At 57.7% G+C, this 24510-nt stretch carries 24 protein-coding genes and 1 tRNA gene; 17 read left to right on the forward strand and 8 right to left on the reverse strand.

The window, feature by feature from the left end; translation table 11 throughout:
* Positions 1–51 precede the first annotated feature (51 nt).
* Complete coding sequence (locus WJU23_RS12195; RefSeq protein ID WP_346332852.1) at positions 52–774, reverse strand: hypothetical protein; 723 nt, start codon at positions 772–774, stop codon at positions 52–54.
* Positions 775–894: 120 nt separating this feature from the next.
* Positions 895–1794 (reverse strand): HEAT repeat domain-containing protein, encoded by a 900-nt coding sequence (locus WJU23_RS12200; RefSeq protein ID WP_346332853.1) that lies wholly within the window; start codon positions 1792–1794, stop codon positions 895–897.
* 268 nt (positions 1795–2062) lie between these two features.
* Between WJU23_RS12200 and WJU23_RS12205 the strand changes: the two genes are divergently transcribed.
* The 7 genes from WJU23_RS12205 (at position 2063) to WJU23_RS12235 (ending at position 10305) form a co-directional block, all read left to right on the forward strand.
* A complete protein-coding gene (locus WJU23_RS12205; RefSeq protein WP_346332854.1) occupies positions 2063–3277 on the forward strand; it encodes a cysteine desulfurase in 1215 nt (404 codons plus the stop codon).
* Positions 3277–3720, forward strand: a complete 444-nt coding sequence (sufU, locus tag WJU23_RS12210; RefSeq protein ID WP_346332855.1) for a Fe-S cluster assembly sulfur transfer protein SufU — start codon at positions 3277–3279, stop codon at positions 3718–3720. Before WJU23_RS12205 ends, sufU begins: the two co-directional genes overlap by 1 nt.
* Positions 3721–3820: 100 nt before the next feature.
* Complete coding sequence (locus WJU23_RS12215) at positions 3821–4705, forward strand: hypothetical protein (protein WP_346332856.1); 885 nt, start codon at positions 3821–3823, stop codon at positions 4703–4705.
* A gap of 37 nt (positions 4706–4742) precedes the next feature.
* Positions 4743–5558, forward strand: a complete 816-nt coding sequence (gene mutM, locus WJU23_RS12220; protein ID WP_346332857.1) for a bifunctional DNA-formamidopyrimidine glycosylase/DNA-(apurinic or apyrimidinic site) lyase — start codon at positions 4743–4745, stop codon at positions 5556–5558.
* Between the two features lie 304 nt (positions 5559–5862).
* A complete protein-coding gene (locus WJU23_RS12225; protein ID WP_346332858.1) occupies positions 5863–6585 on the forward strand; it encodes an RDD family protein in 723 nt (240 codons plus the stop codon).
* Positions 6586–6605: 20 nt separating this feature from the next.
* Complete coding sequence (locus WJU23_RS12230; protein ID WP_346332859.1) at positions 6606–7580, forward strand: stage II sporulation protein M; 975 nt, start codon at positions 6606–6608, stop codon at positions 7578–7580.
* Positions 7570–10305, forward strand: a complete 2736-nt coding sequence (locus tag WJU23_RS12235) for a DUF4350 domain-containing protein (RefSeq protein WP_346332860.1) — start codon at positions 7570–7572, stop codon at positions 10303–10305. Before WJU23_RS12230 ends, WJU23_RS12235 begins: the two co-directional genes overlap by 11 nt.
* Positions 10306–10319: 14 nt before the next feature.
* Here WJU23_RS12235 and purT read toward each other — a convergent pair whose 3' ends face one another.
* Positions 10320–11501 carry a formate-dependent phosphoribosylglycinamide formyltransferase gene (purT, locus tag WJU23_RS12240; RefSeq protein ID WP_346332861.1) on the reverse strand — a complete coding sequence of 394 codons (1182 nt, stop codon included), beginning with the start codon at positions 11499–11501 and terminating at the stop codon, positions 10320–10322.
* A gap of 31 nt (positions 11502–11532) precedes the next feature.
* The gene (locus tag WJU23_RS12245) at positions 11533–12852 is read right to left on the reverse strand and encodes a LysM peptidoglycan-binding domain-containing protein (protein WP_346332862.1); all 1320 of its coding nucleotides are present in this window, start codon (positions 12850–12852) and stop codon (positions 11533–11535) included.
* Positions 12853–12915: 63 nt separating this feature from the next.
* Between WJU23_RS12245 and WJU23_RS12250 the strand changes: the two genes are divergently transcribed.
* From WJU23_RS12250 to WJU23_RS12285, 8 genes are all read left to right on the forward strand, one after another.
* Positions 12916–13767 (forward strand): N-acetylmuramoyl-L-alanine amidase, encoded by an 852-nt coding sequence (locus WJU23_RS12250; RefSeq protein ID WP_346332863.1) that lies wholly within the window; start codon positions 12916–12918, stop codon positions 13765–13767.
* 92 nt (positions 13768–13859) lie between these two features.
* A complete protein-coding gene (locus WJU23_RS12255; RefSeq protein ID WP_346332864.1) occupies positions 13860–14594 on the forward strand; it encodes an amino acid ABC transporter permease in 735 nt (244 codons plus the stop codon).
* Positions 14584–15321 (forward strand): amino acid ABC transporter ATP-binding protein, encoded by a 738-nt coding sequence (locus WJU23_RS12260; protein WP_346332865.1) that lies wholly within the window; start codon positions 14584–14586, stop codon positions 15319–15321. The genes WJU23_RS12255 and WJU23_RS12260 overlap by 11 nt, the downstream gene beginning before the upstream one ends.
* A gap of 196 nt (positions 15322–15517) precedes the next feature.
* Positions 15518–16204: an AMP-binding protein gene (locus WJU23_RS12265; protein ID WP_346332963.1), complete on the forward strand. Its 687-nt coding sequence runs from the start codon at positions 15518–15520 to the stop codon at positions 16202–16204.
* Between the two features lie 142 nt (positions 16205–16346).
* Positions 16347–16421 (forward strand) — tRNA-Val (locus tag WJU23_RS12270).
* A gap of 135 nt (positions 16422–16556) precedes the next feature.
* Positions 16557–18071 carry a class I adenylate-forming enzyme family protein gene (locus tag WJU23_RS12275; protein WP_346332866.1) on the forward strand — a complete coding sequence of 505 codons (1515 nt, stop codon included), beginning with the start codon at positions 16557–16559 and terminating at the stop codon, positions 18069–18071.
* Between the two features lie 9 nt (positions 18072–18080).
* Positions 18081–19319 carry a type III PLP-dependent enzyme gene (locus tag WJU23_RS12280; protein ID WP_346332867.1) on the forward strand — a complete coding sequence of 413 codons (1239 nt, stop codon included), beginning with the start codon at positions 18081–18083 and terminating at the stop codon, positions 19317–19319.
* A gap of 11 nt (positions 19320–19330) precedes the next feature.
* On the forward strand, positions 19331–19591 hold the full coding sequence (locus tag WJU23_RS12285; protein WP_346332868.1) for a phosphopantetheine-binding protein: 261 nt from the start codon (positions 19331–19333) through the stop codon (positions 19589–19591).
* A gap of 6 nt (positions 19592–19597) precedes the next feature.
* Here WJU23_RS12285 and WJU23_RS12290 read toward each other — a convergent pair whose 3' ends face one another.
* Both WJU23_RS12290 and mazG read right to left on the reverse strand, forming a co-directional pair.
* Entirely contained in the window at positions 19598–20374 is a 777-nt protein-coding gene (locus WJU23_RS12290) for a YdcF family protein (RefSeq protein WP_346332869.1), read from the reverse strand.
* 7 nt (positions 20375–20381) lie between these two features.
* The gene (mazG, locus tag WJU23_RS12295) at positions 20382–21170 is read right to left on the reverse strand and encodes a nucleoside triphosphate pyrophosphohydrolase (RefSeq protein ID WP_346332870.1); all 789 of its coding nucleotides are present in this window, start codon (positions 21168–21170) and stop codon (positions 20382–20384) included.
* A 129-nt stretch (positions 21171–21299) separates the two neighbouring features.
* Between mazG and trxA the strand changes: the two genes are divergently transcribed.
* Entirely contained in the window at positions 21300–21629 is a 330-nt protein-coding gene (trxA, locus tag WJU23_RS12300; RefSeq protein WP_346332871.1) for a thioredoxin, read from the forward strand.
* Positions 21630–21713: 84 nt separating this feature from the next.
* Here trxA and WJU23_RS12305 read toward each other — a convergent pair whose 3' ends face one another.
* Positions 21714–22679 carry a ThuA domain-containing protein gene (locus WJU23_RS12305; RefSeq protein WP_346332872.1) on the reverse strand — a complete coding sequence of 322 codons (966 nt, stop codon included), beginning with the start codon at positions 22677–22679 and terminating at the stop codon, positions 21714–21716.
* Positions 22680–22806: 127 nt separating this feature from the next.
* Here WJU23_RS12305 and sugE point away from each other — a divergent pair, with 127 nt between their 5' ends.
* A complete protein-coding gene (sugE, locus tag WJU23_RS12310) occupies positions 22807–23127 on the forward strand; it encodes a quaternary ammonium compound efflux SMR transporter SugE (protein WP_346332873.1) in 321 nt (106 codons plus the stop codon).
* Between the two features lie 24 nt (positions 23128–23151).
* Here sugE and WJU23_RS12315 read toward each other — a convergent pair whose 3' ends face one another.
* A complete protein-coding gene (locus WJU23_RS12315; protein ID WP_346332874.1) occupies positions 23152–24408 on the reverse strand; it encodes a competence/damage-inducible protein A in 1257 nt (418 codons plus the stop codon).
* Positions 24409–24510 lie beyond the last annotated feature (102 nt).

Consider the following 24510-nt stretch of genomic DNA (forward strand, 5'->3'; position numbering starts at 1 on the left):
ACCTGCCGCCATTCTGCCGCCCCACGGTCAAAGGACTGCAGGTATTCGCTGCTAAAACTGCGGAAAGCCTCCCAGGGGGACAATGGTGTAGCCTTTGTCCTCGAGATCAAGGTTCACGATGGACACGGCATCGAGCAGACTGCCGCCGAGAGCGTTGGCCTTGTCTGAAAGCTTGGTGTCAAAACGGAAACTGCTTTTGGAACTGTTGATTTCAAAAAAATTGCCCGCCAGATATTCCCCCAGATTGAGGGGGTCAGGGCGGAAGTCTTTGGACCAGCGGGTGTGCGTATGAAAGCCTTTGAGGCTGGGGGCGGCATTAATCGTGAATCCAGCCTCTTTCAGTTTGATGCCTTTCCGATTGCCCACCAGATAACCTGACTTGGAATTCAAGATGTCTTCTTCATCACCCACATCAGCCAGATCATCAGCCCACCATGCATTGAACTGCGGATGGATTTCGAGGCTCTTCCCTTTGCCTGCAATATTTACATAATGGGAGGGGCCGCAGCCAAGGTATTCACCCTGATATTGGTAGGCAATCTTGAGTTTCTTGTCCAGGGTGTAAAGCGCATAGAAGTCGTTGCCCAAGGTGGAACTGATGCCAATCTGCGTATCAGTCCGGCTCATTTTGGTGATCTGGCTGGCGCTGCCGTCAAAGGAATACTGCATAATTTTGTTCACGGTGGTGCCGCGATAGATGCCGGAGTCGGCATGAACTGAGGCGCTGAAAGCAATAAATGCCGCACAGGCGCTGGTGATGAAGGACGTTTTCATAGTTTACGAGCTTTATGTTAGACTTCACTGTCATGCCCTCCGGCAGGCTTTACAGCCTGTCGTCCTGTGACGGATAAAAACCGGACAGGCCTCCTATGTCAACATAATTGGTTCGGCAGGTCAGTCTTTTTCAACCAGCTCGCTATCGTAACGCTTTTGGTTAGCCTCCCACCAGGCGGCAGCTTCTGCCGGGTGTTCAAAGGACTTGCCAAATAAAAACTCCAAGGCTGCTGCGGCCTCCTGGCGCACCTCGGCCAGTGGTGCGTTCATTCCGGAGATCAGCACCGGAATGCCGGCATGGCTGGAACTGACCTGCAATTCCCCAATGGCTTGGAGAGCGACATCAGGATGGGCTGCCATGAGAGCTTTTCCGTAGATGCGATGACGGACGTGCTCTGTCTGGTGTTCAACAGCATCAAAGACGCTTAACCGGACCAGGGAATCTGGATCCATGAGCGAGCTGCCGATGAAGTCAATGACATCCGGGCTGCGCACCTGCGAGGAAGCCAAAAGCGCCCTTGTGCGAAAGTCCTCATCCCCTGCGCGGATGGCGGATCGGAGCAGCGGAAGGATTTCAGGTGAAGTATTGCCCGACAGCAATTCCAGCGCCCGGTCACGCACAAGGCTGCTCATTTGCTCCTGGGGCGATTCAATGATTTTTTTCAGAAAAGGCAGGATCATGACGGTGTAGAAACGGATTTCGATTTGATCCAGCATTTCAAGCCTGAACGTCTCGTCCCCCGTTTCCCAAAACTCCTTTTCCATTTGTTCCCAAGCAGCCTGGTCGGTTTCATTGGACTCCCTGAACTCCCGTGGAATTTCGGGAGCCGATGGGAAGAAGGCAGATGCCTTGGGGGATGGAGGGACATGATTTTTTATCTCCTTTGCCAAGGTTGGGCCGCCAGGCACATTTTCCGGTTTTGCCTCGTCATCCAGAACACGCAGCATTAGCAGGCAGGCCAGCACGCCAAGCATAATGCCGGCGGCCAGAGCCGAAACAGTGTGAGGAACGGCTTTCATAACGCATTGAAAGGTGAAGAGGTTTCTCCGTGTGCAGCCCTGATGTATGACGCACGTCTCATCAGCGGAATTGCAGAAATTGTATGTGCGACAAATTTTCAAAGCTCAATCAAGCTGTCTGGCGTTTCCACACTCGCGCCTGACATAGGATTTTGTCCGGTATGAATGAACCCCCGTTTGATGGGAAAAGTATTCAGACTGCGTAGCCCTCGCCCTCTTGCGCTGCGTAAACTCCAATGTTACTTCAAGCTTTCCCGATTACACTTCCATGGACTGGCCACAACTGCGCGCTGATTTTCCCATCCTCAACCAGGAGGTGCATGGTCATCCGCTTGTGTACTTTGACAATGCCGCCAGCAGCCAGAAGCCGCGCCAGGTGATTGACGCCCTGGTTCATTATTACCAGCACGACCATGCCAACGTGCATCGCGGCCTGCATGAACTGAGCATGCGCGCCACCGACGCTTTCGAAGCCACTCGGAAAAAAGTCGCCCGTTTTATCGGGGCCGCCCGTGAGGAAGAGATCATCTACACACGCGGCACCACGGAGGGCATCAACCTCGTCGCCCAGGTCTGGTCCTCCCAGTATCTGAAGCCAGGGGATGTCATCCTGCTCACCGGCATGGAGCATCACAGCAACCTTGTTCCCTGGCAGCTTGCGGCCAAACGCAGCGGGGCCGTTGTAAAACACATCCCTGTTTTGGAGAACGGAACCCTGGACCTTGAGGCGGCTGAATCCCTCCTCAATGAGCAGGTGAAAGTCTTCGCCTGCGTCCACATTTCCAATTCCCTCGGCACGATCAATCCGGTGAAGGAGCTGTGTGGCAAAGCGCGCGCCCTCGGCGCCATGACCCTGGTGGACGGTGCTCAGGCAGTCGGACATGTGCCGGTGAACGTCCAGGACATAGGCTGTGATTTTTACGCCTTCTCCGGTCACAAAATGTGCGCCCCCACCGGCATCGGCGCTCTTTACGGCCGCTATGAACTGCTAGAAAAAATGGACCCCTGGCATGGCGGTGGCGAAATGATCACCACCGTCACGATGGAAACCGCCGCTTATAAGGCACCACCCGCCAAGTTTGAAGCCGGCACGCCAAACATTGCCGATGTCATCGGCCTCGGTGCAGCCATTGATTATCTGGAAAGCATCGGGATGGAAAACATCCAGGCTCACGGTCTGGAACTGACCGCCTATGCCTATGCGCAGATGCAGACCCTGCCCGGCATCCGCATCCTCGGCCCGGAGCAGCCCCGGGCCTCCCTCATCGCCTTTGCCCTGGACTGTGCGCATCCCCATGACCTGGTGGAATTTGCCAACACCTATGGCCTGGCTCTTCGCGGCGGCCATCACTGCACGCAGCCGCTGATGAAGCGCTTCAAGCTCCCTGGCACCAGCCGCGCCAGTTTTTACTTTTACAACACCCAGGCCGAGGTGGACCAGATGATGAACATCCTCAACCAGGCCGTAAAATTTTTCTCCTGATGGCCCTCTCCGACGAACTCCGCGACCTCTACCAGCAAGTGATCCTCGATCACTCCAAAAATCCACGCAACCACGGCGAACTCACCGGAGACTGCGTTCATGTCCATGGCGACAATCCCACCTGTGGGGACGAGATTGACATGTGGGTCAGGTTCGGCCCTGAAGGCCAGGTGGAAGACATCAAATTCACCGGCCAGGGCTGCGCCATCAGCCAGGCCAGTGCCTCCATGATGACCGTCAAAATCAAAGGTGCCGAAGGTGCCAAGGCCAGGGCCATGCTGGAGGACTTCCGCCACGTCGTCCTGGGCGATGCCCCCGTCAAAGATGAAGACGCCCTCGGCGAACTCATCCTTCTTGAAGGTGTGCAGAAATTCCCCCAGCGCGTTAAATGTGCCATGCTCGGCTGGCGTGCCCTCGAGCAGGCCATGGGCGAGCAGAAGTGACGGACTCAGTCCTCGAAAAAACGGTCCGCATCACAATAGGGTGTCAAAACAGCCCATCCGAGCGCAAGGTGACCGCTTCTGCAAAACGTTGAATGTGCCCATGTCTCCTGTTCTTCGCCTTTGTGTCATCGCCATCCTTGGACTCTTCATGGACGCCTCCTTTGCCAAGGAACCGTTTAAGCCCAACCTCGGCCCGGACCTGCCCACCATCACAGTCATCTGCGGAGATGTCACCCTGGTGCTACGGCAGGCCTCCCAATGGACACCTTCGCGCATTGACTATCGCGGCTCGCCCATGACCACCGAGCGCAGCGCCTACGGCACTGTCTTCTCCTTCAATGAGGTCGGTTTTATCGGTACCGGTCATCTGGAAAACGAACCTGAGCCCTTAAAATCCCTCACCTTCATCCTGGATGGTCAGCCCGTGGCCGTACCCACCGCCGAGATGAAAGGGCAGACCTTCCGTTTCGAGCGCACCTCCCGCATCCGCAACTTTGACCTCACCTGCATCATTGAGATTCGCGACAACCGCCTCTATGAGACCACCACCGTCCATACTGACGAGGAACAACCCTTGAACTTGGTCTATCACTTCATGCACGCCTGGGTGCCCACCGTCACCGCCTACCTCGCCGGGCAGGATGCCGCGCCTGATGGCTCCATCTCCGGCGAGCTTCTGGATACCCCGGAAACCCTGCGCCAGTTTTACATCAACAAACGCGTGGACTGGATCTCCGTCTATGACGCCAAAAGCAGCCAGTATGCCGTCTCCCGGCTCACTCAGGTCCCGGCGAAAGGCAGCCACATCTCCATGATCTGGAACGTCCCGCCCACCTACCGGAAGTACTATCTCAAATGCTTCAGTAAAGACACCGTCCCCGCCAACTTCACCGGCACCTGGAAAATGACCACCGCCTTTGGCGCAGTCTCCGTCGCTGAATGGTCAACCTCAGCCCGCGAAACCGCTGCGGCTTTGAAGCCGTGAGCTGGCTTTGGCTTTATCAGCGGCTCGTTCCAAAACCATGCCTGAACTCCCCGAAGTTGAAACCACCTTGCGCGGCGTCTCACCTTACCTGGTGGGTCGGTTGGTGCGGGAGGTGGTGGTGCGGGACCGCAGGCTGCGCTGGCCGGTGCCGGAGACGGTGCATGAACTGGAGGGGCAGCGCATCTCAGAGGGCACCAGGCGGGGAAAGTATTTGCTGTTCACATCCGCCAAAGGAACGCTGCTGCTGCATTTGGGCATGTCGGGGAGCCTGCGCGTGACGGACCCGGCCACGCCCTGGCGGAAGCATGACCACCTGGCTCTGACCACGGACCGGGGCATGCAGATACGCCTTCACGATCCGCGCCGTTTTGGTGCCGCCCTTTTCATCCAGGGGGAAGCCCCTCTGTCACATCCTTTGTTAGCCGAACTGGGGCCGGAGCCGCTGTCTGATGCCTTCACCGCAGCGGTTTTAAAAGCAGCCTGCCAGGGCCGCAGCGCTCCCATCAAAGCCGTCATCATGGACAGCCATGTGGTCGTCGGCGTGGGTAACATTTATGCCTGCGAGGCTCTTTTTATGGCGGGCATTCCCCCGATGAAAGCGGCAGGCAAGGTCAGCGGACCGCGATTGCAGAAGCTGGTCGCTGCCATCCGGGAAGTCCTGGCTGCCTCCATCGAAATGGGTGGCACCACCTTGCGGGACTTCCTCAATGAAAAGGGTGAGCCGGGTTACTTCTACCAGACCCTCCGCGTCTATGACCGGGAAGGAGAGCCCTGCCGCACCTGTGGAACACTGGTCAAGCGGGCAGTCATGAGCAACCGCTCCACCTTCTACTGCCCGAAGTGCCAGAAGTAATTTTGTATCTTTTTCATTGAGCGGCGCACATTTCGACGTTTTAAACTTCTGTGAATCGGGTGACGTTTTTCGCTGTGAGACTCGGCTAATGACGGGCACTGGCTTTTTCCCTGCCTGGAGGAAGTCATGAAGTGGCAGGCTCATAACATGATTGGTTTTAAGGGACATAAAGTCTTAAACACGATGTTGCCCATCCCTTCGCGATGCCGTTTTAGCGAAATGAGGGTGATGAAAAAGCGGGCAGGATGACTTTAGGTTGTCAAAAGAGGCGGGCACGGCTTGATTCGTAGGCGTTCTTATTTGCATGGCTGCCCTTCCCCCCGCTGACACCCTTCAACCTGTGGAGCTTGCCGACGGTGTGGAGATCCACCTGAAGGTGGCTGGTCCGGCCGTTCGGAGCGTGGCGTGGCTGGTGGATCTGATGATTTTTTTAGCAGTGCTGGTTGTCCTGCTGATCGGGATGGTGATGCTGACTTCCGCGTTGGGAGACAAAACGGTGCAAGGCATTTTGCTGCTATGCCTGTTCGTGATGGCGTGGTTCTACAATGTGGTTTTTGAGATGAGCAAGAAAGCGGCGACACCGGGACAGCGGATGATGAAGCTGAAGGTGGCGAGCGTTTCGGGAGCACCAGTGAGGCTGCCGCAGTCGCTGATCCGGAATCTGCTGCGGGTCATTGATTTTATGCCGGGTTTTTATCTGTTTGGCCTCACCTGCTGCCTCTTTACCCGGCGTTTTCAGCGGTTGGGGGATCTGGTGGCGGACACGGTGGTGGTGTATGCGGAGCCGGAGAAAGTGAAAGTGATGACTCACCAGGTAAATGCGGATGCGCTACCCCCGCCGGTGCCGCTTTCACGCACGGAGCAGGCGGCGCTGCTACAGTTTTTGGAGAGGGCACCGCAGTGGTCTGAGGAACGGCGCACAGAACTGACGGACCTGCTAGAACCGCTGACAGGCAGCACGGGGGTGAAGGGCTTGAGGCAGGCCTGCGGCATAGGCCTTTGGCTGCAAAAGGGAGGGCAGGAGTAATTCTCTGATCTGAACATCCCATGATGAGCCCGACGCAGTTTGAAAAAGAGAATGAGGCCCGCTGGCAGCGGCTGGAAGTGCTGCTGAACGAGGTGGATGCCGGCAAGACGAATGCGAATGTGGAGGAACTGCCGCAACTGTTCCGCCAGGTGTGCCATGACCTGAGTGTGGCACAGCACCGCATGTATGGTTCGCGCCTGGTGGGAAGGCTGAACACGCTGGCCATTGACGGCTACCGGGCGATTGAGCGCCGCATCAGCGGCGGGTGGGAGAAGCTGGTGATGATGGTTTTCAAAGACTTTCCCCGGGCAGTGCGGAATGAGCGTGGGCTGTTCTGGTTTTGCATGGCGATGTTCTGGCTGCCATTTTTGTTCCTGGCGGCATGGTCGCCGTTTGACCCGGAATGGGCGATGTCCATTCTGGGACCTCAGGGCATGATCCAGATGGAAATGATGTATGGAAAGAACACTTCACCGCTGGATTACATGCGTGAGGAGTTCGGATCGAATTTTGCGATGTTCGGCTTTTACATATACAACAATGTGAGCATTGACCTCCGGGCTTTTGCGGGTGGTCTGCTGGGCGGGGTGGGGTCCATTTTGATCATGGTGTTTAACGGCGCGCACCTGGGGGCGGCGGTGGGGTATGTACATCATGCATGCAACCCAGAGACGTTTTACTCCTTTGTGGCGGGTCATTCGGCACCGGAACTCATGGGGGTGGTGATCTCCGGGATGGCGGGGATGCGGCTGGGGCTTTCCCTGGTGAAACCGGGGCAGTATGACCGGCGGACAGCGCTGGTACTGGGAGGAAGGAAGGCGCTGGTGCTAATCACGGGTGCGGCGCTGATGACGGCCTTTGCAGCAGTGATCGAGGGCTTTTGGTCGGCGAATCCGTTTCCCCCGATGGTACGGTATGGGGTGGGCGTGATCATGTGGACTTTGACCCTGGGCTATCTGTTTTTATGCGGGAGGGAGAAAAGCCATGAGGCTTGAGGATCTGACCATTGTGCTGCGTCCCCGCATGGGCTGGGAAGCGGCGGACCTGGGCTGCACGCTGGTGCGGCGGGACTATGGGCGCATTCTTCTGCTCTGGCTGATCACGGCGGTGCCGGTGTGGCTGATGCTGGCAGGGCTGCTGCGGGATCACCCGGTCTGGTTTGGCCTGGCGGCATGGTGGCTGAAACCGCTGTATGACCGGCTGCCGCTGTTTCACCTGAGCCGGGCGGCCTTTGGGGCCAGGCCGACACTGAAGGAGACGCTAAGGGAATGGCCCCGGTTATGGTCGCGCTTTTTGTTATCCGCGCTGCTCCTGAGGAGGCTGTCATTTATCCGCAGCTTTGCACTGCCGGTGTGGATGCTGGAGGGGCAGCGGGGGCGATCCGTGGGAAAAAGACTGGCGGCGCTGGCGGCAGACGGGGGCGGCAGCGGAGCGATTGTAACGTGGGTTTTTCTAAAACTGGAGATCGCTGCGTGGCTGGGCCTGATGGCGCTGGCGAGCAGCTTTGGGCCCACAGGGGATGAAATGGAGTGGGGAGAGATTATAGCAAATCCGGAAGGGTTTATGGAGTCATCCGATGCGCAGACCTGGCGCAGTAACATTGTCTATCTGGTAGCCATGACGATGATGGAGCCCTTCTATGTGGGAGCCGGCTTTGGGCTGTATCTGAACTCAAGGACGAAGATCGAAGGCTGGGATGTGGAGCTGTCTTTCCGGAGGCTGGCGGCAAGGCTGCGGCCGGTGGTGACAGCGGTTGTAATGTTATTGACGGGGCTGCTGACAGCCGGAGGAATGGCGATGGCGCAGGAGCCGCCGGATGAGAAAGAAGTGAAGACGGTGCTGGAGGAGATCCTGGCCCAGGAAGAATTTAAGGAGCACACCCGGACGCAAAAAATGTGGGTCCCTGACGACCTGGAGTTGAAAGACGTCAACATGGATGAGGATGCCTTTCACTGGTTGGGGATGATTTTTTACGGAGTGATGATAGCACTGGTGGCGTGGCTCGTTGCCCTGGCAGTGCGCTGGCTGATTCTGAACAAGCATCTGTTTGGCCTGGGGCTGCCGGGGAAAAAGAATCAGACGGAGGAATCAGGGCCACGGGTCGTGATGGGGCTGGATATTGCCAAAGAAAACCTGCCAGATGACCTCATCGCCGCTGCACGTACGGCCTGGGCGGCGGGGCAGGTGCGGGAGGCTTTGAGCCTGCTTTACCGGGGGGCGCTTTCCCGGCTGGTGGAGCAGCGGCGGCTGCGGATCCGTGACAGTGACACGGAGGACGACTGTCTGATGAAAGTGGCAGAGATGGGAGATGTGCCGGTGACGGATTTCTTCCGCAGGCTGACGATGATCTGGGTCCGGGCGGCGTATGCGGGTGAAGAGGCGCAGGAAAGTGAGTTTGACCGGCTCTGCCTGCAATGGCCGTTCCAGCAACACCCGGCTTCCCAAGGTCGCAAACTGGCAGGAATGCGAGGTGCCGGATTGTTTTTGCTGGTGCTGATACCGGCGCTTGCCGGTTGCAAAGGTCACTGGGAGGACGTGACCCTTCCCCTGGGTTACAAGGGCAAGGCGCGGACGGATCCTTTTCTGGCAGCGCAAAGGCTGCTGGAGGAATACGGCCATGAAGCCATGCGCAAGCCGGCTTTTAACAGTCTGCCTGAAAGCGACAACGGGGTGGTTATTTTATCCGGCGAAGCCGGCATCCCGGAAGCAAGGGCTAGGCAGCTCCTGGAGTGGGTGGAGGACGGTGGCCATCTGGTGTATGCGCTGGCAGGCTGCGCACCGTATAACGACTGGGGCCTGTTCGGCGGGATGAGTACTTTTGGTTATACCGGCAATGAGGAACGGCCTGATCCTGTGCTGGAAAAACTCGGCATCCAGGTGGAAGGCGGAGCCGGGCTGGATGCTTTTAAAAAGGCGGTCAAAGACCAGATGAGCGGCAAGGGCACAAACAAGGAAGCTGACGAAGATGTGAAGGAAAATGAAGAGTCCAAGAAGATCAAAACGCCGGAGGATGTGCTCACGATCATCAGCGAGGTGGCGCTGGATGAGGACACGTACCAGGTGGAGTTTCCGGCTGTGCATACGCTGTCCATTGACCGGCTGCTGACCGCTGGTGAATCTCATACGGGCACTCTGGAAAAGGCCACGCTGCTGGACCTCTGGCATGGCCTGGGCCGGGTGACGGTGATCAGCCACGCAAGGCCCTTGAGAAACCGGTATCTGGATGAAAACGACCATGCGCGCTGGCTGCTGGCCCTGCTGGAAGGAGACAGCCGGGAGGTCCATTTCATCGTCAGTTTGCAAAGCAGCTTCTTGAGCCTGCTATGGACACGCGCATGGATGCCTCTGATGGGCCTGGCCCTGGTGACGGTGGTCTGGCTGTGGCTGAACATGCCCCGGTTTGGCCCGATGAGGCAGGTGGAGCTGCATGATACCAAACACTTCACCGAGCACATCAGTGCGCTGGGACAGTTTTTCTACCGGCTGAAGCGGGGGGATGTACTGCTGAATGCGGCGGCGGATGCGGTAAGGGCGCGAGCCATCCGGAAACATCCGTATCTGGCGCAGATGAATGATGAAGCGCTGGTGCAGCTTTTGGCGGAGGCATCCACCATGCCGGCGGCGCGCATCCAGGCGGCTTTTGTTCCTGAGGCCAAGGTGCCAGCGCATGAGATGCTGCGCCGCCTGCAGGATCTGCAGAAGCTGAAGGCGGCGCTATGATCCTGCGGACGGACTTACAGCCGGATTTCCATGGACTGGGCGGCGCGGTGGGCTTTGGCGCGGGCTTCTTCCACCGTTTCAGCCCGGGCGAGGGTGACGGCCATGCGGCGCTGGCCGCTGACGGTGGGTTTGCCAAAGAGGCGAAGCTGGGTGTCCGGCTCGGCAAGGACTTGGTCCAGAGACCCGAACTGAACCTGGGAGGAATCTCCCTCCACCAGTACGGCGCAACTGGCACTGGGGCCGTGCTGGCGGATGTTGGGGATAGGCAGGCCGAGGATGGCACGGACGTGCAGGGCGAACTCGGAGAGGTCCTGGGAAATGAGGGTGACAAGGCCGGTATCGTGCGGCCGGGGGGAGACTTCGCTGAAGATGACCTCATCACCTTTGATGAAGAGCTCGACACCGAAGAGTCCCCTGCCCCCGAGAGCTTCCGTGATGGCTCCGGCCATGTGCTCGGCGGCGGCGAGAGCTTTTTCGCTCATGGCGTGAGGCTGCCAGGATTCGCGGTAGTCGCCTTTAATCTGCGTATGGCCTACAGGGGCGCAGAAGGCGGTGCCACTAGCATGGCGGACGGTGAGCATGGTGATCTCATAGTCAAAGTCCACAAAGCCTTCCACGATGACCTTCCCCTTCCCGGCGCGGCCGCCTTCCTGGGCATACTGCCAGGAGTGGGAGATGTCGGATTCGATTTTCACGACGCTCTGACCTTTGCCGGAGGAGGACATGATGGGCTTGACCACGCAGGGCATGCCGATCTGGGCGATGGCGGCGCGAAATTCCTCCTCAGTCCCGGCAAAGATATAGGGGGAGCATTTGAGGCCAAGCTCCTCGGCAGCGAGGCGGCGGATGCCTTCGCGGTTCATGGTCAGCTTGGCCGCGCGGGCGGTGGGGACAACGGTGAAGCCTTCGTTTTCAAGTTCGACGAGGGTATCTGTGGCGATAGCCTCGATCTCCGGGACGATGAAATTCGGCTGCTCGACCTCCACCAAGCGGCGGAGAGCTTCGCCATCCAGCATGGAGATGACGTGGCTGCGGTGGGCCACCTGCATGGCGGGGGCATTGGCGTAGCGGTCCACGGCGATGACTTCGCAGCCGAGGCGCTGGAGCTCGATGACGACTTCTTTGCCCAGCTCGCCTGAGCCGAGGAGCATGACTTTGGTAGCGGTGGAGGAAAGAGGGGTGCCGATGCGGGACATGCCTCTATCTTTGGCCGGACATTGCGCCACGTCAATTCAGGGACACGGCTCCGATGGAAGGAACCACGACTTCATCACCCTCTTTCAGCTTGCTGTCGGGGCTGAGTTTGTTGAGCTCGCGAATTTTATCCGGGGTGGTGTTGAAGAGATTGGACACAGTGTTGATGTCATCACCACGCTCCAGACGGTAGGCGACAATGCCGCGACGGTTGCTGCTGACGGGGGCAGCGGGTTTGGAAACGGGTGCGGGTTCGGGAGCCGGGGCAAAGGAAGGTGCCGGGGCTGGCTCAGGCGTTGAAGTGACATAGGACTCCAGAGCTGCACCAGGCAGGGGCTGGGTATCGGTATCAGAGTCAAAGGACGGATAGGCAGGAGCGGGACTGCGGGGGGGCGAGCCGCCAGGGATGATCAGACGCTGCCCAGGCTCGATGAGATTGGCGTTTTTGAGCTTGTTCGCCGAAGCGAGGGTGGCGGTGGGAATGCCGTAGCCCTTGGCGATGGCACCCAGGCTTTCGCCTTTTTTGACAATGTGGGCAAGGGAAGAAGCCGTGGCCGGGTTACTGGCAGGAGGGGGCGACCAGGAGGGAGATGAGGTGGATTTTTTTCCAGGGATGACCAGACGCTCACCGACCAGGAGCCTGTCTGGATAAGCCGAGGGATTCGCACGGGCGAGTGCATCCTGGGAGATGCCATTGGCGTGGGCGATTTCAGAAAAAGTATCCCCTGGGCGGACGATGTGGACACCTGCCGGGCTTGAGCCGGAAGCCGGGGGGGCAGAGACCGGGCCATGGCCGGGGATGACCAGAGTCTGGCCGATGGTGATGGTCTCTCCCGAAATACGGTTGGCGGCTTTGAGCGCGTTGATGCTGGTGCTGTGCCTGTCGGCGATGCGCCAGAGGGTGTCGCCGGGACGGACCGTGTAGAGCTTTCCTTCCGCCGGGGCGGAACTGTGATGACTGCTGCCTGTGCCGGTCCCGCGCTCCAGGCTGGAAAGACGCCGATCCTGCTGGGCGTCATTCTTTTCCAGCCGGGCTACCTTGGTCTCCAAAGTGACCGGCTTGGAGTAGGATTTCGGGGCCGTGCTGGCTTTTGGAGTCGGGGGCTTGTAGCCCGTAGGCGGGGTGCCATAACCGGCTTGATATCCCTTCGGAGCCTGAGGAGCAGTGGAAACGTAACGCTGCTGCTGAGAAGGCGGCTGCGGGCTGTAAGCGGAACCAGCCTGCCTGTATGCCGGTGCCTGCACGGCTCCGGGTGCATAATTTTGCCCCTGGGCAATGCCGCTGTATAAGCAGAGGGCCGTGATGACCAGACGGGGATACATCGTGAAAAAGTCGGCAGGCTGCGCTTTCATGATTGTATTTTAGTGATTATAATAGTTAAGGCCAAGTAATATTTTAAAAAAACTGAACAATTTTTGAAAAAATCTGTCTCCAGCTCTGTCCGCCCTTGGGCGAAAATTGGCTTCGTGGCTCGCAGCATGGGTTCGTACGGCGCCTTGATGGCAGGGCTTGTTTCATTGGCCTGGCATTCAGTTGAACTTGAGGCTGTGCCCAGTGTGAGGCTGGAAGCCTGGGATGCCAGTGCTGTGCCGCTGGTAGTGCTGGATGCGGGGCATGGCGGTCATGATGGTGGAGCCGTGGCGGGGGGAACGCTTGAAAAAAAACTGGCGCTGGAACTGACCCTGCAGCTTCGGGAAAAACTCCTGCTCAAAGGACTGCGGGTAAAATTGACACGTAGCGAAGATGTTTTTTTGCCGTTGGAAGAGAGAGCGGCAGTCGCAAACGAATCAGAGGCCACAATTTTTGTAAGTCTGCATCTGAATACCAGCTCTTCCAGTGAAGTAAACGGCATCGAGACTTATTTCACGGAGCGGAAGTCCCTGGCCGCACAGCGTGCTCTACAGGCAAGGTGGGCGCTGGATTCGGCTGCAGTGAAGGATGAGCGCGGCCGCTGGCTGGCGGAAAACCTGCAAAACCAAGCCTGCTTGAGCACCCGGGCGGCCAGCCGGGGGATCAAGGAGCGCAACTACGCAGTGGTGAGCCAGACCCTGATGCCTGCTGTCTTGATCGAATGCGGTTTCCTGACGAATGCGGCAGAAGCGGAGCGGCTTAAAACGGAAGAGTATCAAAACAAACTGACTGAAGGCATCTCGAAGGGAATCATGCTCTTTCTCAAAGCACATCCCCGCGACTCACGAAGAGGCATCCACCTGCTTGCCGGACCTGCCACAGCTCCGGCAGAGGAAAGAGAACAAGCAGCCCGATGACAGCAGAAGCCAAGACTGCTTGGCAATGCTTCTGCTAGCTGCTAAAAACAGTCCGCTTCGCTTCATCTGTCTCCATTATGCCGATTCCATCCATGCGACCTCTGATGTGGACTGTGATCCTCATCGCAGGTGCTGCACTGGCGATGTACGGTACTTTTGCCAGAGTGCATTATCAATGGAACTGGCAGGGAATGTGGGAATATCGCGAGCAAATTCTTTATGGCTGGCTGACAACCATGTCCATTTCGCTGGGAGCAATGGTATTGAGCATATTAGTAGGCTTTATATTGATGGCTGGTAGGCGGTCCGCAATCACGCCTGCACGTCTTTTGTGCAGCGGTTTTGTGGAACTGCTGCGAGGATCCCCTCTTTTAGTGCAATTGTTAATAGGGTATTACATCATCGCAACAGCTCTTCATATCCGTGATCCACTGTTTGTGGGGATGATCCTGCTGGGGCTGTTTGAAGGGGCTTATCTGGCAGAAATATTCCGTGGCGCGGTGGAGAGCATCGGGGCATCACAGAGGGAGGCTGCCAGGGCTGTCGGATTCGACAAAGTACAAATGTACCGGTATGTCATCATCCCCCAGGCCATCCGCAGGGCGCTGCCTGGCACAACAGGACAGCTGGTCTCCCTCATCAAGGACTCTTCTTTGCTATCGGTGATCGGCATTGAAGAACTTGTGCAGAAGGTCAAGATTCTGAACAGCAGCAGCTACACCGCATTGGAAGGTTACCTGCCTCTGGCAGCGGCTTATCTTGTCGTGACACTGCCGCTGTCCTGGTATGCCGGACGGCTGGAAAGGAGGTTCGCGTATGAAACTTGAAACGCGGGACGTGGTGAAACGCTACGGCAAATTCACCGCGCTGAACAGTGCCAGCTTTCAAACCGGCAATGATGCGCGAGTGGTCGTCCTTTTGGGGCCCAGCGGTGGTGGAAAGTCCACCATGCTACGCGTTCTTGGCGGGTTGCTGGTGCCTGAAGAAGGCTCAGTTCTCGTCAATGATGAAGAAATTCCCCATAACCCGTCGGAGGCTTTAAAAGTGCTTCGGCAGAACGGATTTGTCTTCCAGGGTTATAATCTGTTCCCTCACCTGACTGCCCTGCAAAATGTGACACTGCCGCTGACTGCCGTGCATGGGAAAAGCAGCCTGGAAGCTGTGCAGCGGGCGGAAGAATTGCTGATACGGCTGGACCTGGCCGACCATTTGCACAAACGACCGGCGGAACTTTCAGGTGGGCAGCAGCAGCGGGCAGCCATCGCAAGGGCACTTGCATCCAGGCCCAGACTGCTGTTGCTGGATGAACCCACTTCTGCCCTGGATCCGGTCATGACAGGAGAGGTGCTGGACGTGATCCGTGAACTGGCCGCTTCCGGCCAGCAGATTGTACTGGCGACTCATGAGCTGAGCTTTGCCCGTCAGATAGCTGACTGGGTCGTTTTCCTGGCTCAAGGAGTCGTATTGGAGTCCTGCCCCGCAGTTAAGTTTTTTGATGATCCATTGTCATCCCAAGCGAAGGAATATTTGACGGCGGTCACAAAATACCGTTGAATAGTGTATTATCCACTTTGTAGGGTTTTCGGAAAATCCGATGCCTGTTCCTCACCGAATTAATCGTCAAATCCAGTAACAGCCCCACTCAGAATGGGTATTGCTCACGATAGAATGAGAACTCTGAGAACATTCACTTGCTAACTTTCAGAGCGACTATAAAATCCATATGATGTTAACCGTTCCAGAAAACCCAATGGGCCTCTCACCCTGGCAAGACCCAACCCGCCGGGGGCCGTTTCATCTCTCCGCTTTTCTTGCTGATGCGGCTGAAAGGACGCCGGAAACCACGCTGACAGTGGACGGGATGGAATTCACGTGTGAGCAGGCATGGATGAAAGTGCTGCGAATCGCCACCTGGCTGCAGGAGAATGGGGTACATCGCGGAGAAAAAGTGGTCGCTGTATTGCGGCATAGCCCGGACCTACATCTTATCACGCTGGCAGTGGCCCACATCGGAGCCGTCTTTTCCATCGTATCTCCTCAGATCCGCGCAGAAGCATTTCAAGAAATTCTTGAGGAAGCTGAACCGGTCTGTCTCTTTTTGGAAAAGACGAGCCGTCATTTGAAGGCGGTGGCGGACAATATCCTGACCGTCTGGCTGGGTGAGGGGCTCAATGGCGGCAACTGGGATGAGGCGGATTTCACCGAGGTGATGAATACGCGACCAGCATGGGGCATGCGCTTCCCAGGCAAATCCGAAGATCCAGCCTTTCTTGTTTTCTCTGAGACGGCCGGTGCGGATCGTAAGCATGGAGTGCTCCTTTCCCACGAAAATGTGCGCAACATGCTTTCAGAGCAGCCTCGCCAAGGGGGGATATTCGCCCTGTTTGAAGATGTGGGCAGTCCGTTGAAGCTGGAAACGACCGCAATGGAAGCGTGATATCCGTTTCGCGGAAACGGCCATCAGCCACATGATGAATCTGTTTTGCAGAAGCTGGCGGCTGGGCTGTCACAGGCCGTCAGTATCTGCAAATGATCTCTTGCAAGCGAAGCAAGCTTCCTGAATATATCACCGCACCGAGGCACGGATAGCTCAGTGGTAGAGCGGCTCGTTTACACCGAGTTGGTCGGGGGTTCGAATCCCTCTCCGTGTACCATTCAGAGGCTGTCAAGGCAAACCGCCACAACTGGAAGCTGCAACGGACATCCCTTAATCTGTTTATGGAAATTGCAGGATGATGAAAAAAATTTCGGCATGTATGGATTTCCGCATAAAGTAATCAGTTGACCGCATGACCGATGAACTGTCCTCCCATTTAAATCTGCCTTGCCACTGGCTGGCTGCGACTGCAAACCAGTGGCCGGACAAGTTGTTCATTTCAGGGTCTGCCCCGCTGACCTACGGCGAAGCCCAACGTCGTGTGAATGCCCTGGCAGCCTGGATGCAAAAGCAAGGGATCGTCAAGGGTGACAGGGTGGTCGTGGTGATGCCCAACCGCACCGAGGTGCTGCTGATCAGTTTTGCTGCTTTGCAGGCAGGGGTGATCTTTTCTGTTCTCAGCCATCAAATCCAGCCGGAAGGACTGACCCGCATTCTGTCCCAATGTGAGCCAAAGGTACTGTTTACCGATGCGGGCACGGCAAAGCTTGGTGAAGATGCTGCGGGGAGCAAGACGTTCTGCGTGGACGGTCCAGAGTGGGCCTCGCTCTTTGTTCCGGACTCTGCCACACAGCCGCTGCCTGTCTCGGTGTCGTCTGAGGACATTGCCTTTCTGGTGTTTACCTCCGGCAGTACGGGAACACCGCGCGGAGTGATGCTGACCCAGGGGAATGTGGCCTTTGTCTGCCCGGCTATTCTGCAAAGACTGGGCTACAGGATGGAGGATTGCATCGGCATCTTTCTGCCCCTGGCCTTTGATTACAGTTTCTATCAGGCCTTTTATGCCTGCCTCACGGGTGCCAGCCTTTTTCTCGGAAGGCCAGAGATGGTAGGTCCGGAGCTGCCTAAAATCCTGGCCCGTGAAGAGGTGACAGTGCTGCCTGGAGTGCCTTCTGTTTTTGCAGCGCTGATCAAGATGCAACGCTACCGGCCGGTGGATCTGCCTAAACTGCGAATGATCACCAATACGGGAGATCATCTGCCCCTTGCGTATATCGAACAGATCCAGTCGCTGCTGCCGCAGATCCAAGTATATCCGATGTTCGGGCTGACAGAGTGCAAGCGCGTTTCCATCCTGCTGCCGGAGGAACTCGAGGAACATCCGGAGAGCGTGGGCAGGCCGCTGGATGGAACGGAAGTTTTCACGGTGGATGAAGCCGGGACCCGCCACCCGCCGGGAGTGGCGGGTGAACTGGTGATCCAGGGACCGCATCTGGCCGCAGGTTACTGGCTGGCGCCGGAAGAAACGGTACGCCGGTACCGGGACCTGGAAGGAGTACGGACGCTTTTCAGCGGAGACCAGGGGAGCGTGGACTCCCTGGGATACATCACGTTTCATTCGCGCAGCGATTTTGTCATCAAACATCGCGGCACGCGGCTGAGCCCCGCTGAGGTGGAAGAGGCGGCGTGTGCGATTCCGCAGGTCATCGCTGCAGGCTGCGTGAAGGATGACACCAGAGATCTGCTATTTCTGTTTGTGGCCAGCACGGAGGAAGGGATGACCGAAGCCGGAGTTCTGACCGGGCTGTCTGCGCGGCTGGAGCGTGGCAAGCTGCCAGACCGGGTAATCTTTCTGGCCGAACTGCCGCGAACCGGGAATCAAAAACTGGACCGCAAAGCGCTGCGCAATCTGCTCACCACTGTCTAAAGCAAGCTTATGAACCCCGCTTTTGCCAACCGCCTGGCCGACGAATATAGCACGCCCTTTTATGCCTATGATCTGGCACAGGTGGAAGAGCGCACGAAGGAATTGCGGGCGTCTCTGCCTGAAGGTGCCCGGCTGTATCATTCCTTCAAGGCCAATCCCCTGCCCCGCATTGCTGAAGAAATCCGCAAAGGCGGGGCGCAGGCTGAGATTACCTCCGAAGGCGAGCAGAAAGCAGCAATCGAAGCAGGACATGATTTGAGCCAGGCACTGTATGGTGGTCCTGGTAAAACGGCCGCAGAAATCCAGTCTGCCATCACTGCGGGAGTGCGGTGGTTTTCCTGCGAGTCCTGGCTGGATCTCAAGCGCCTGTCAGAGTCGGCTGTGGCGAATTCGGTGGAACTGCAAATCTTGCTGCGGGTGAATCCGGCAGAAGCCCCCAATGCACGGCTGGCCATGACAGGAGTGGAAAGCCAGTTTGGCTTTGATGAGACACTTTTCCATGCTCCGGATGCGGCTGAAAGGGTGCGCCAGCCCGGCATCTGCCTGCGCGGAGTGCATGTCTATTTTGGCACCCAGGTGGCCTCCGTGCAGGCATTGGCGGACAACACACGCAGGGCGCTGGAAACGGCCAGCCGGCTGGAGGAAACGCTGGGGCTTCAATGTACGGTGGTAAATGCAGGCGGGGGATTTCCATGGCCGTATGCCAACCATGCCTCCTATCCCGATCTGACTGGCCTGTGTGCGGCTTTGACCGCCGTCTGGGAAGCTTCTCCTATGCACAATAAGGCTGAGTTGTGGTTTGAAGCCGGAAGGTATCTTTGCGCCGGTGCCGGCAGCCTGGTGACGCGAGTCCTGGATGTGAAGCAATCCCGCACGCGGACGTTTGTGGTGCTGGACACTGGGATTCACCATCTGGGCGGCATGGCGGGCCTGGGTCGCATTCCACGGGGAGCGGTGACATTTCAGAATCTGAGCAGCGAAGAGGGGGCCGAAATGACGGCCGATATCGTAGGTCCGCTCTGCACACCGCTGGACAGTCTGGCCAGAGGAGTGAAACTGCCTGCAGTTGAACCCGGTGATTTGCTTGCCGTGCCCAATGTTGGCGCGTATGGACTGACCGCCAGTTTGATCGGTTTCCTCAGTCATGGGGCGCCTGCCGAGATTTCCTACCGCGAGGGGGAGGTCGTCCAGGTGTCCTGCTGGCGTACCGGCCACCAGACGATTTATCCTGCCGAGATTCCCTATTGATTTGATCCGCCATGTCCGATACCGCCTCCCGCCTGATCGCCCTGCTCCGCCCGCACCTGCGCCTGGTCCCGCCAGATGCGCCCATTCAATTGGATGATGATCTGGGCAGGCTGGGGCTGGATTCCTTGGAGTCCATCGAGGTGCTGATGGAAATTGAAACGGAATTCGGCATTCCGATACCGGACGATCTCATCACCGTAGAGACCCTGGCCACACCGGGCAATCTGCTGCGTGTCCTGGAAGAGCAACTGGCTTTGATTCCCCAGGCCTGACAGGGGTCACAGCCACCCACGCCAACGGTAGATCCAGGTGCCAATGGTTTCGTGAAACCAGGAATCAAACAGGTCGAATGAGCCGCGATAAGGCAGGTGCAGCCAGCTTCCTTCGCCGATCTGATTGTAGCTGCTCATGTAATGGCAGGGAACAGGAACGACAGGGACGCCAGCTTTGGCGAAGGTGGCGACGGACCGCGGCATATGACTTGCCGAGGTGACGAGGACGACTTTTTTCCACTCGCGGTCCCGGGCCAGTTTGGCCACTTTGAGGGCTTCGTCTCGCGTATTGGCACAAGTGCCAAGGCTGATGGACTCAAAGGACTGATCGGGAAAGCGCTTTAAGAAGTCTAGAATGGCATCTGCCTCGGAGTGCATCTGGCCGTCCTGTTTATATCCTCCCCCACCGATGACCAAAATGGGTGCCATGCCGGAAGCTGCCATGGAGAGGGCGGTGGCCAGACGGTCTGCGCCCCGCACGAGGTGCAAACCCATGGGCTCAGTGAGTGAAGGCTGGATGCCACCGCCCAGGCAGACAATGACGTCTGCGCCCTCCACATCCGCCGGTGCGGGCAGGGCGTAGCGGTTCTCCAATCCAGCCAGCAGCCATGAAGCCAGAGAGGTACAAGTGATGACTGTAAGAAGGAGCCAGGCAAGAGTGGGCAGTGCGGCCCAACGCCAAAGGCGCATCCAAACCATGCGGGCCACCCAGATGCCGAGCAAAAGCCAGACGAGGGTAAGCGGCTGAATGAGGGTGAAAAACCATCGGAGGAGAGTTTCCATAAAAGCGTTAATCAAGCCTCTTTTTAATTTGCTCCCAGGCAGCGTCCATTTCCTCCAAAGTGGCATCGCCAAGCTTTTTCCCCTGCCCTGCCAGGGCTTCTTCCACGGCGTGAAAACGGCGGACAAACTTTTCATTGGCGGCGGCCAGGGCGGCTTCCGATTCCACGCCCAGCTTGCGGGCCAGATTGACCACGCTGAACAGCAGGTCGCCGAGCTCTTCCTCAATGGCGATGGGACGGCCCGCTTTGACAGCCTCTTCCAGCTCAGCCGTTTCCTCGCGGATTTTGTCATACACGGGTGCTGAATCAGGCCAGTCGAAGCCCACCCGCGCGGCCTTCTTTTGCAGTTTTTGAGCCCGCATGAGGGATGGGAGCCCGTTGCCAACCCCATGCAGATGGCCTTCCTTTTGGGTGCCTTTTTCCTGGCGCTTGATGGCGTCCCACTGAGTGAGAACTGCGGCGGAGGTTTCCGCGCTGCCCTCGCCAAAAACATGGGGATGCCGGCGGATCAGTTTTTCCGTCAGGCCGGTGGCGACTGCATCCAGATCAAAAGCGCCTGCTTCCGCTGCGATTTCTGCATGGAGGACTGGCTGGAGGAGCAGATCACCCAACTCGTCACAGATTTGGGCGGAATCGCCGCTGCGGATGGCATCTACCACTTCGTAAGCCTCTTCCAGCACATGCGGGATGAGGGTTTCATGGGTCTGCTCCTGATCCCAGGGACAGCCACCCGGAGCACGCAGGCGGTGGACGACATAGCGCAAACGGGTGATGGGATCGGGATGATCAAGACTCATGCCAGCACGGGATAGCTGGAAAAGCGGCAGATGAAACGTGAAAATGATTGATTCACCGTCAGCCGCGCCTACCTCATGCATCGTTACACCTGACAGCAGCGTAACTTTTCCTCACCCAACTTTATACCTATGGCCTCCGAAGCAGTCCTCAATCTGAACGAATCCAACTTCCAGACGGAAATCTCCAGCAGCACGGTCCCTGTGATTGTGGACTTCTGGGCTGAATGGTGCGGTCCCTGCCGGATGCTGACCCCGATCCTGGAACAGCTGGCCGCTGAAAAAGGTGATGCCGTGAAAGTGGCCAAGGTGAATGTGGATGAAAACCCGAATCTGGCCGCCCAGTACAATGTGCGGTCTATCCCGATGCTGCTGTTCATCAAGAACGGCGAAGTGAAGGATACTGTGGTGGGCGTGCAGTCCAAGGATGCCCTGTCCAAGAAGCTGGATGCGCTGGCATAAGCCGCCGCGGATCTTATTGAATTTAAAAGCCAGTCTCCGTGAGGGGATTGGCTTTTTTCTTGGATAAAGAAGGGCGTGTGAAGTTTATTCTGCGACAGCTTTCACATTGCCCAGTTCGGCTTCACATTCGACGAGACCGAGAGCCCATTTGATGCCGCCGAGGATGTGCTCCTGATAGGTGCGGGCGATCTCGGGGGTGTTTTTGCGATCTTTAGTATCGGCTTTCCAGGTCGGATCCCAGACGTCTTCACGGTGGCCCAGCGAAGTGTAGAAGACTTTGCCTTTGCCAAAGTCTTTGCACCAGGAGACGGGGTAATAACCTGGAGTGCCTTCATTCGGGTGCGCATTCAGGCCCATGAGAGCATGAACGGTAGCGGGATCGTAGTTTTTGAAGATGTAAATTTCATCAAACACCCGCCAGCCGGCGGGGATGGGCTTGGTGGCGGGATGAGCGGGATTGTGAAGGATGGGCTGGACTTCCACCTGGGCCTTATGGGTGAGAAACTCGCCGCCGAGCATGTCCACGTAACCACGGAAGGGATGGTAGGTATCGCCACCGGAATGCATGGCGATGAAGGCCTTGCCGCCTTTGATCAATTCCACGAAACCTTCGCGGTCCGGGAACTGGAGGTCGCCGGTGGTGTTGGCGAAGATGAAACCGTCGTAGTCCTTGATTTTGTCCAGGGCCATTTTATCCGCCATGTAAGCTTTTACCTGCTCAGTCCACACGGCATTGGCCGCATTGTAGCCGGCCAGTGCCTGGCTGTAGTTTTCCTGGCGGGTCTTGAAGGCTTCGTCGGTTTCTTTGAGTTTCTTTTCAGGTGCGCGGCCTGGGTTTTTGGGCTGGCCGGGAGGCTGCTGGACAAAGTCCACGGTGAAGGCACCGGAGGATTTGCCGATTTCAGCCAGGACTTTTTCGGCGGTCTCAATGGAAGAGTGCCGGAAGCCGGTTGTGACGGTGACGACGAGGAGTTTTTTAGGCGCATCAGCCGCCTGGGCGGTGACGGTGGCCAGGACGGCCAGCAAGGTGAAAAAGGAACGGCGGAGCATAAGGGTGGGGTTGGTTTGACAGGGACACAACGCGGGCTAAGGTATCTCCCTTGCCAACACGGAAGCGGGGACGACCCCGCCGCTCCATTTTTCACATCAGGGACGGCCCTGGCAACACTTGTTTAAAATGGCTTGGATCTATCTTGTTCTCGCAGGCATTACTGAAATCGCATGGGCCATCGGCCTGAAACATACACACGGGTGGACCCGGCTTGGCCCTAGCATCGTTACCGCTGCTTTGATGGTGGTGAGCTTTGGCTTTCTTTCCCAGGCTCTGAAGACGCTTCCAATCGGGACAGCTTATGCGGTCTGGACGGGCATTGGGGCTGTGGGCACGGCAATCGTGGGTATCGTCTTTTTCGATGAACCGCGTACGGCCATCAGGCTGATCTGCATCGGGCTGATCATGGCGGGTATCATTGGACTGAAGATGAGTGCGGAGGCGTGAACAAGCCGGAGAGGTACTGTGGCTTTAAAGACCCACCTGGGGAAGCCCCAGAAGGCGGCGGCGAAGCATGTCCATGGCGGCCTGGGAGGTGAGCAATTTGAAACGGTCCCGGCTGATGGGAAAGAAGAAGCGACGGACCAGGGTTTCCTGCCCCTTGGTGGCGAGACCGATAAAGACAGTTCCTGCGGGTTTTTCCTGCGTGCCGCCGGTGGGACCGGCGATGCCGGTGATGGAGAGGGCGTGATCCGCACCCGAGGTGGCCAGACAGCCATCCGCCATGGCACGGGCGACGGGTTCACTCACAGCGCCGTGAAGGTCCAGAAGGCTGGCTGGCACGCCGAGGTGCTTTTGTTTGGCTTCATTGGCGTAGGTGACAAAGCCGTGGCCAAAGACTTTGGAAGAGCCGCTGACATCGGTTAGCCGGCTGGAAAGGTAACCGCCGGTGCAGGATTCCGCCGTGGCCAGCCACTGGCCCCGTTCTGCGAGGCTATGAATGATGACCTCCTCCAGCACGCGGCGGTCTTCTGAGATGATGAATTCACCGAGGCGGTCTCGGACGATCTGCGCGCCGCGCAGTACCGGCTCCGGCTGTCCGGCCAGCCGCACATCCACATCGCCCTTGCCGATGCAGTAACCCAATTCCAGCCCCGCAACAGCTTCCAGCTCCTTTTCGGCTTTTTCGACAATGTCGGATTCTCCAATACCGGTGAGTTTTAAATAGAGGACGAGGCGGGACAGGCCATCCGGGGATAGGGCGCGGAGGCGGGGCTCGACACAATTTTCGACCATGGGCTTGATCTCGCGGGGCGGGCCTGGGAGCAGGAAAATGTGACTGTGCCATCCACGTGCAGCCCCGAGTTGTGCGGGAAAATAAAGCCCCGGAGCGGTACCAAAGGCATTTTCCAGCACCTCTGCCCCCACAGGAACCATGGCCTGGCGCAGGGTGGCGGGAGAGACGGGCTTATTGCGCTTGATAAAATAGGCCTCCAGGTGCGCGGTGACCTCAGGATTCTGCACCATGGGCAGGCCGAGGAGTTCAGCGGTAGATTCGCGGGTGACGTCGTCATTGGTGGGACCAAGACCGCCGGAAACGAGGACGACATCAGCGCGAGAGGCAGCTTCCGCGATGGCTTCACGCACGGCACCGCCATCGGGGACAACGGTCTGCCGGGCAACCTCGATTCCCAGAGCGGCCATGCGCTGGCCGATCCAGGCGGCATTGGTGTTGATGGTATCACCGAGGCAGAGTTCGGTGCCGGTATTGACGAGTTCAAGGCGCATGGAGTGGGAGCAGATAGCGGTGAAGAGGGAGGACATCAAGGGGCCAGATCAGGTGATGGTTTGATGATGCTTTTGCGTCTTCGAATGATCTTCTGGCCTTGG

Origin of the sequence: Prosthecobacter sp. SYSU 5D2 (genome assembly GCF_039655865.1) — a bacterium.
GTDB lineage: Bacteria > Verrucomicrobiota > Verrucomicrobiia > Verrucomicrobiales > Verrucomicrobiaceae > Prosthecobacter.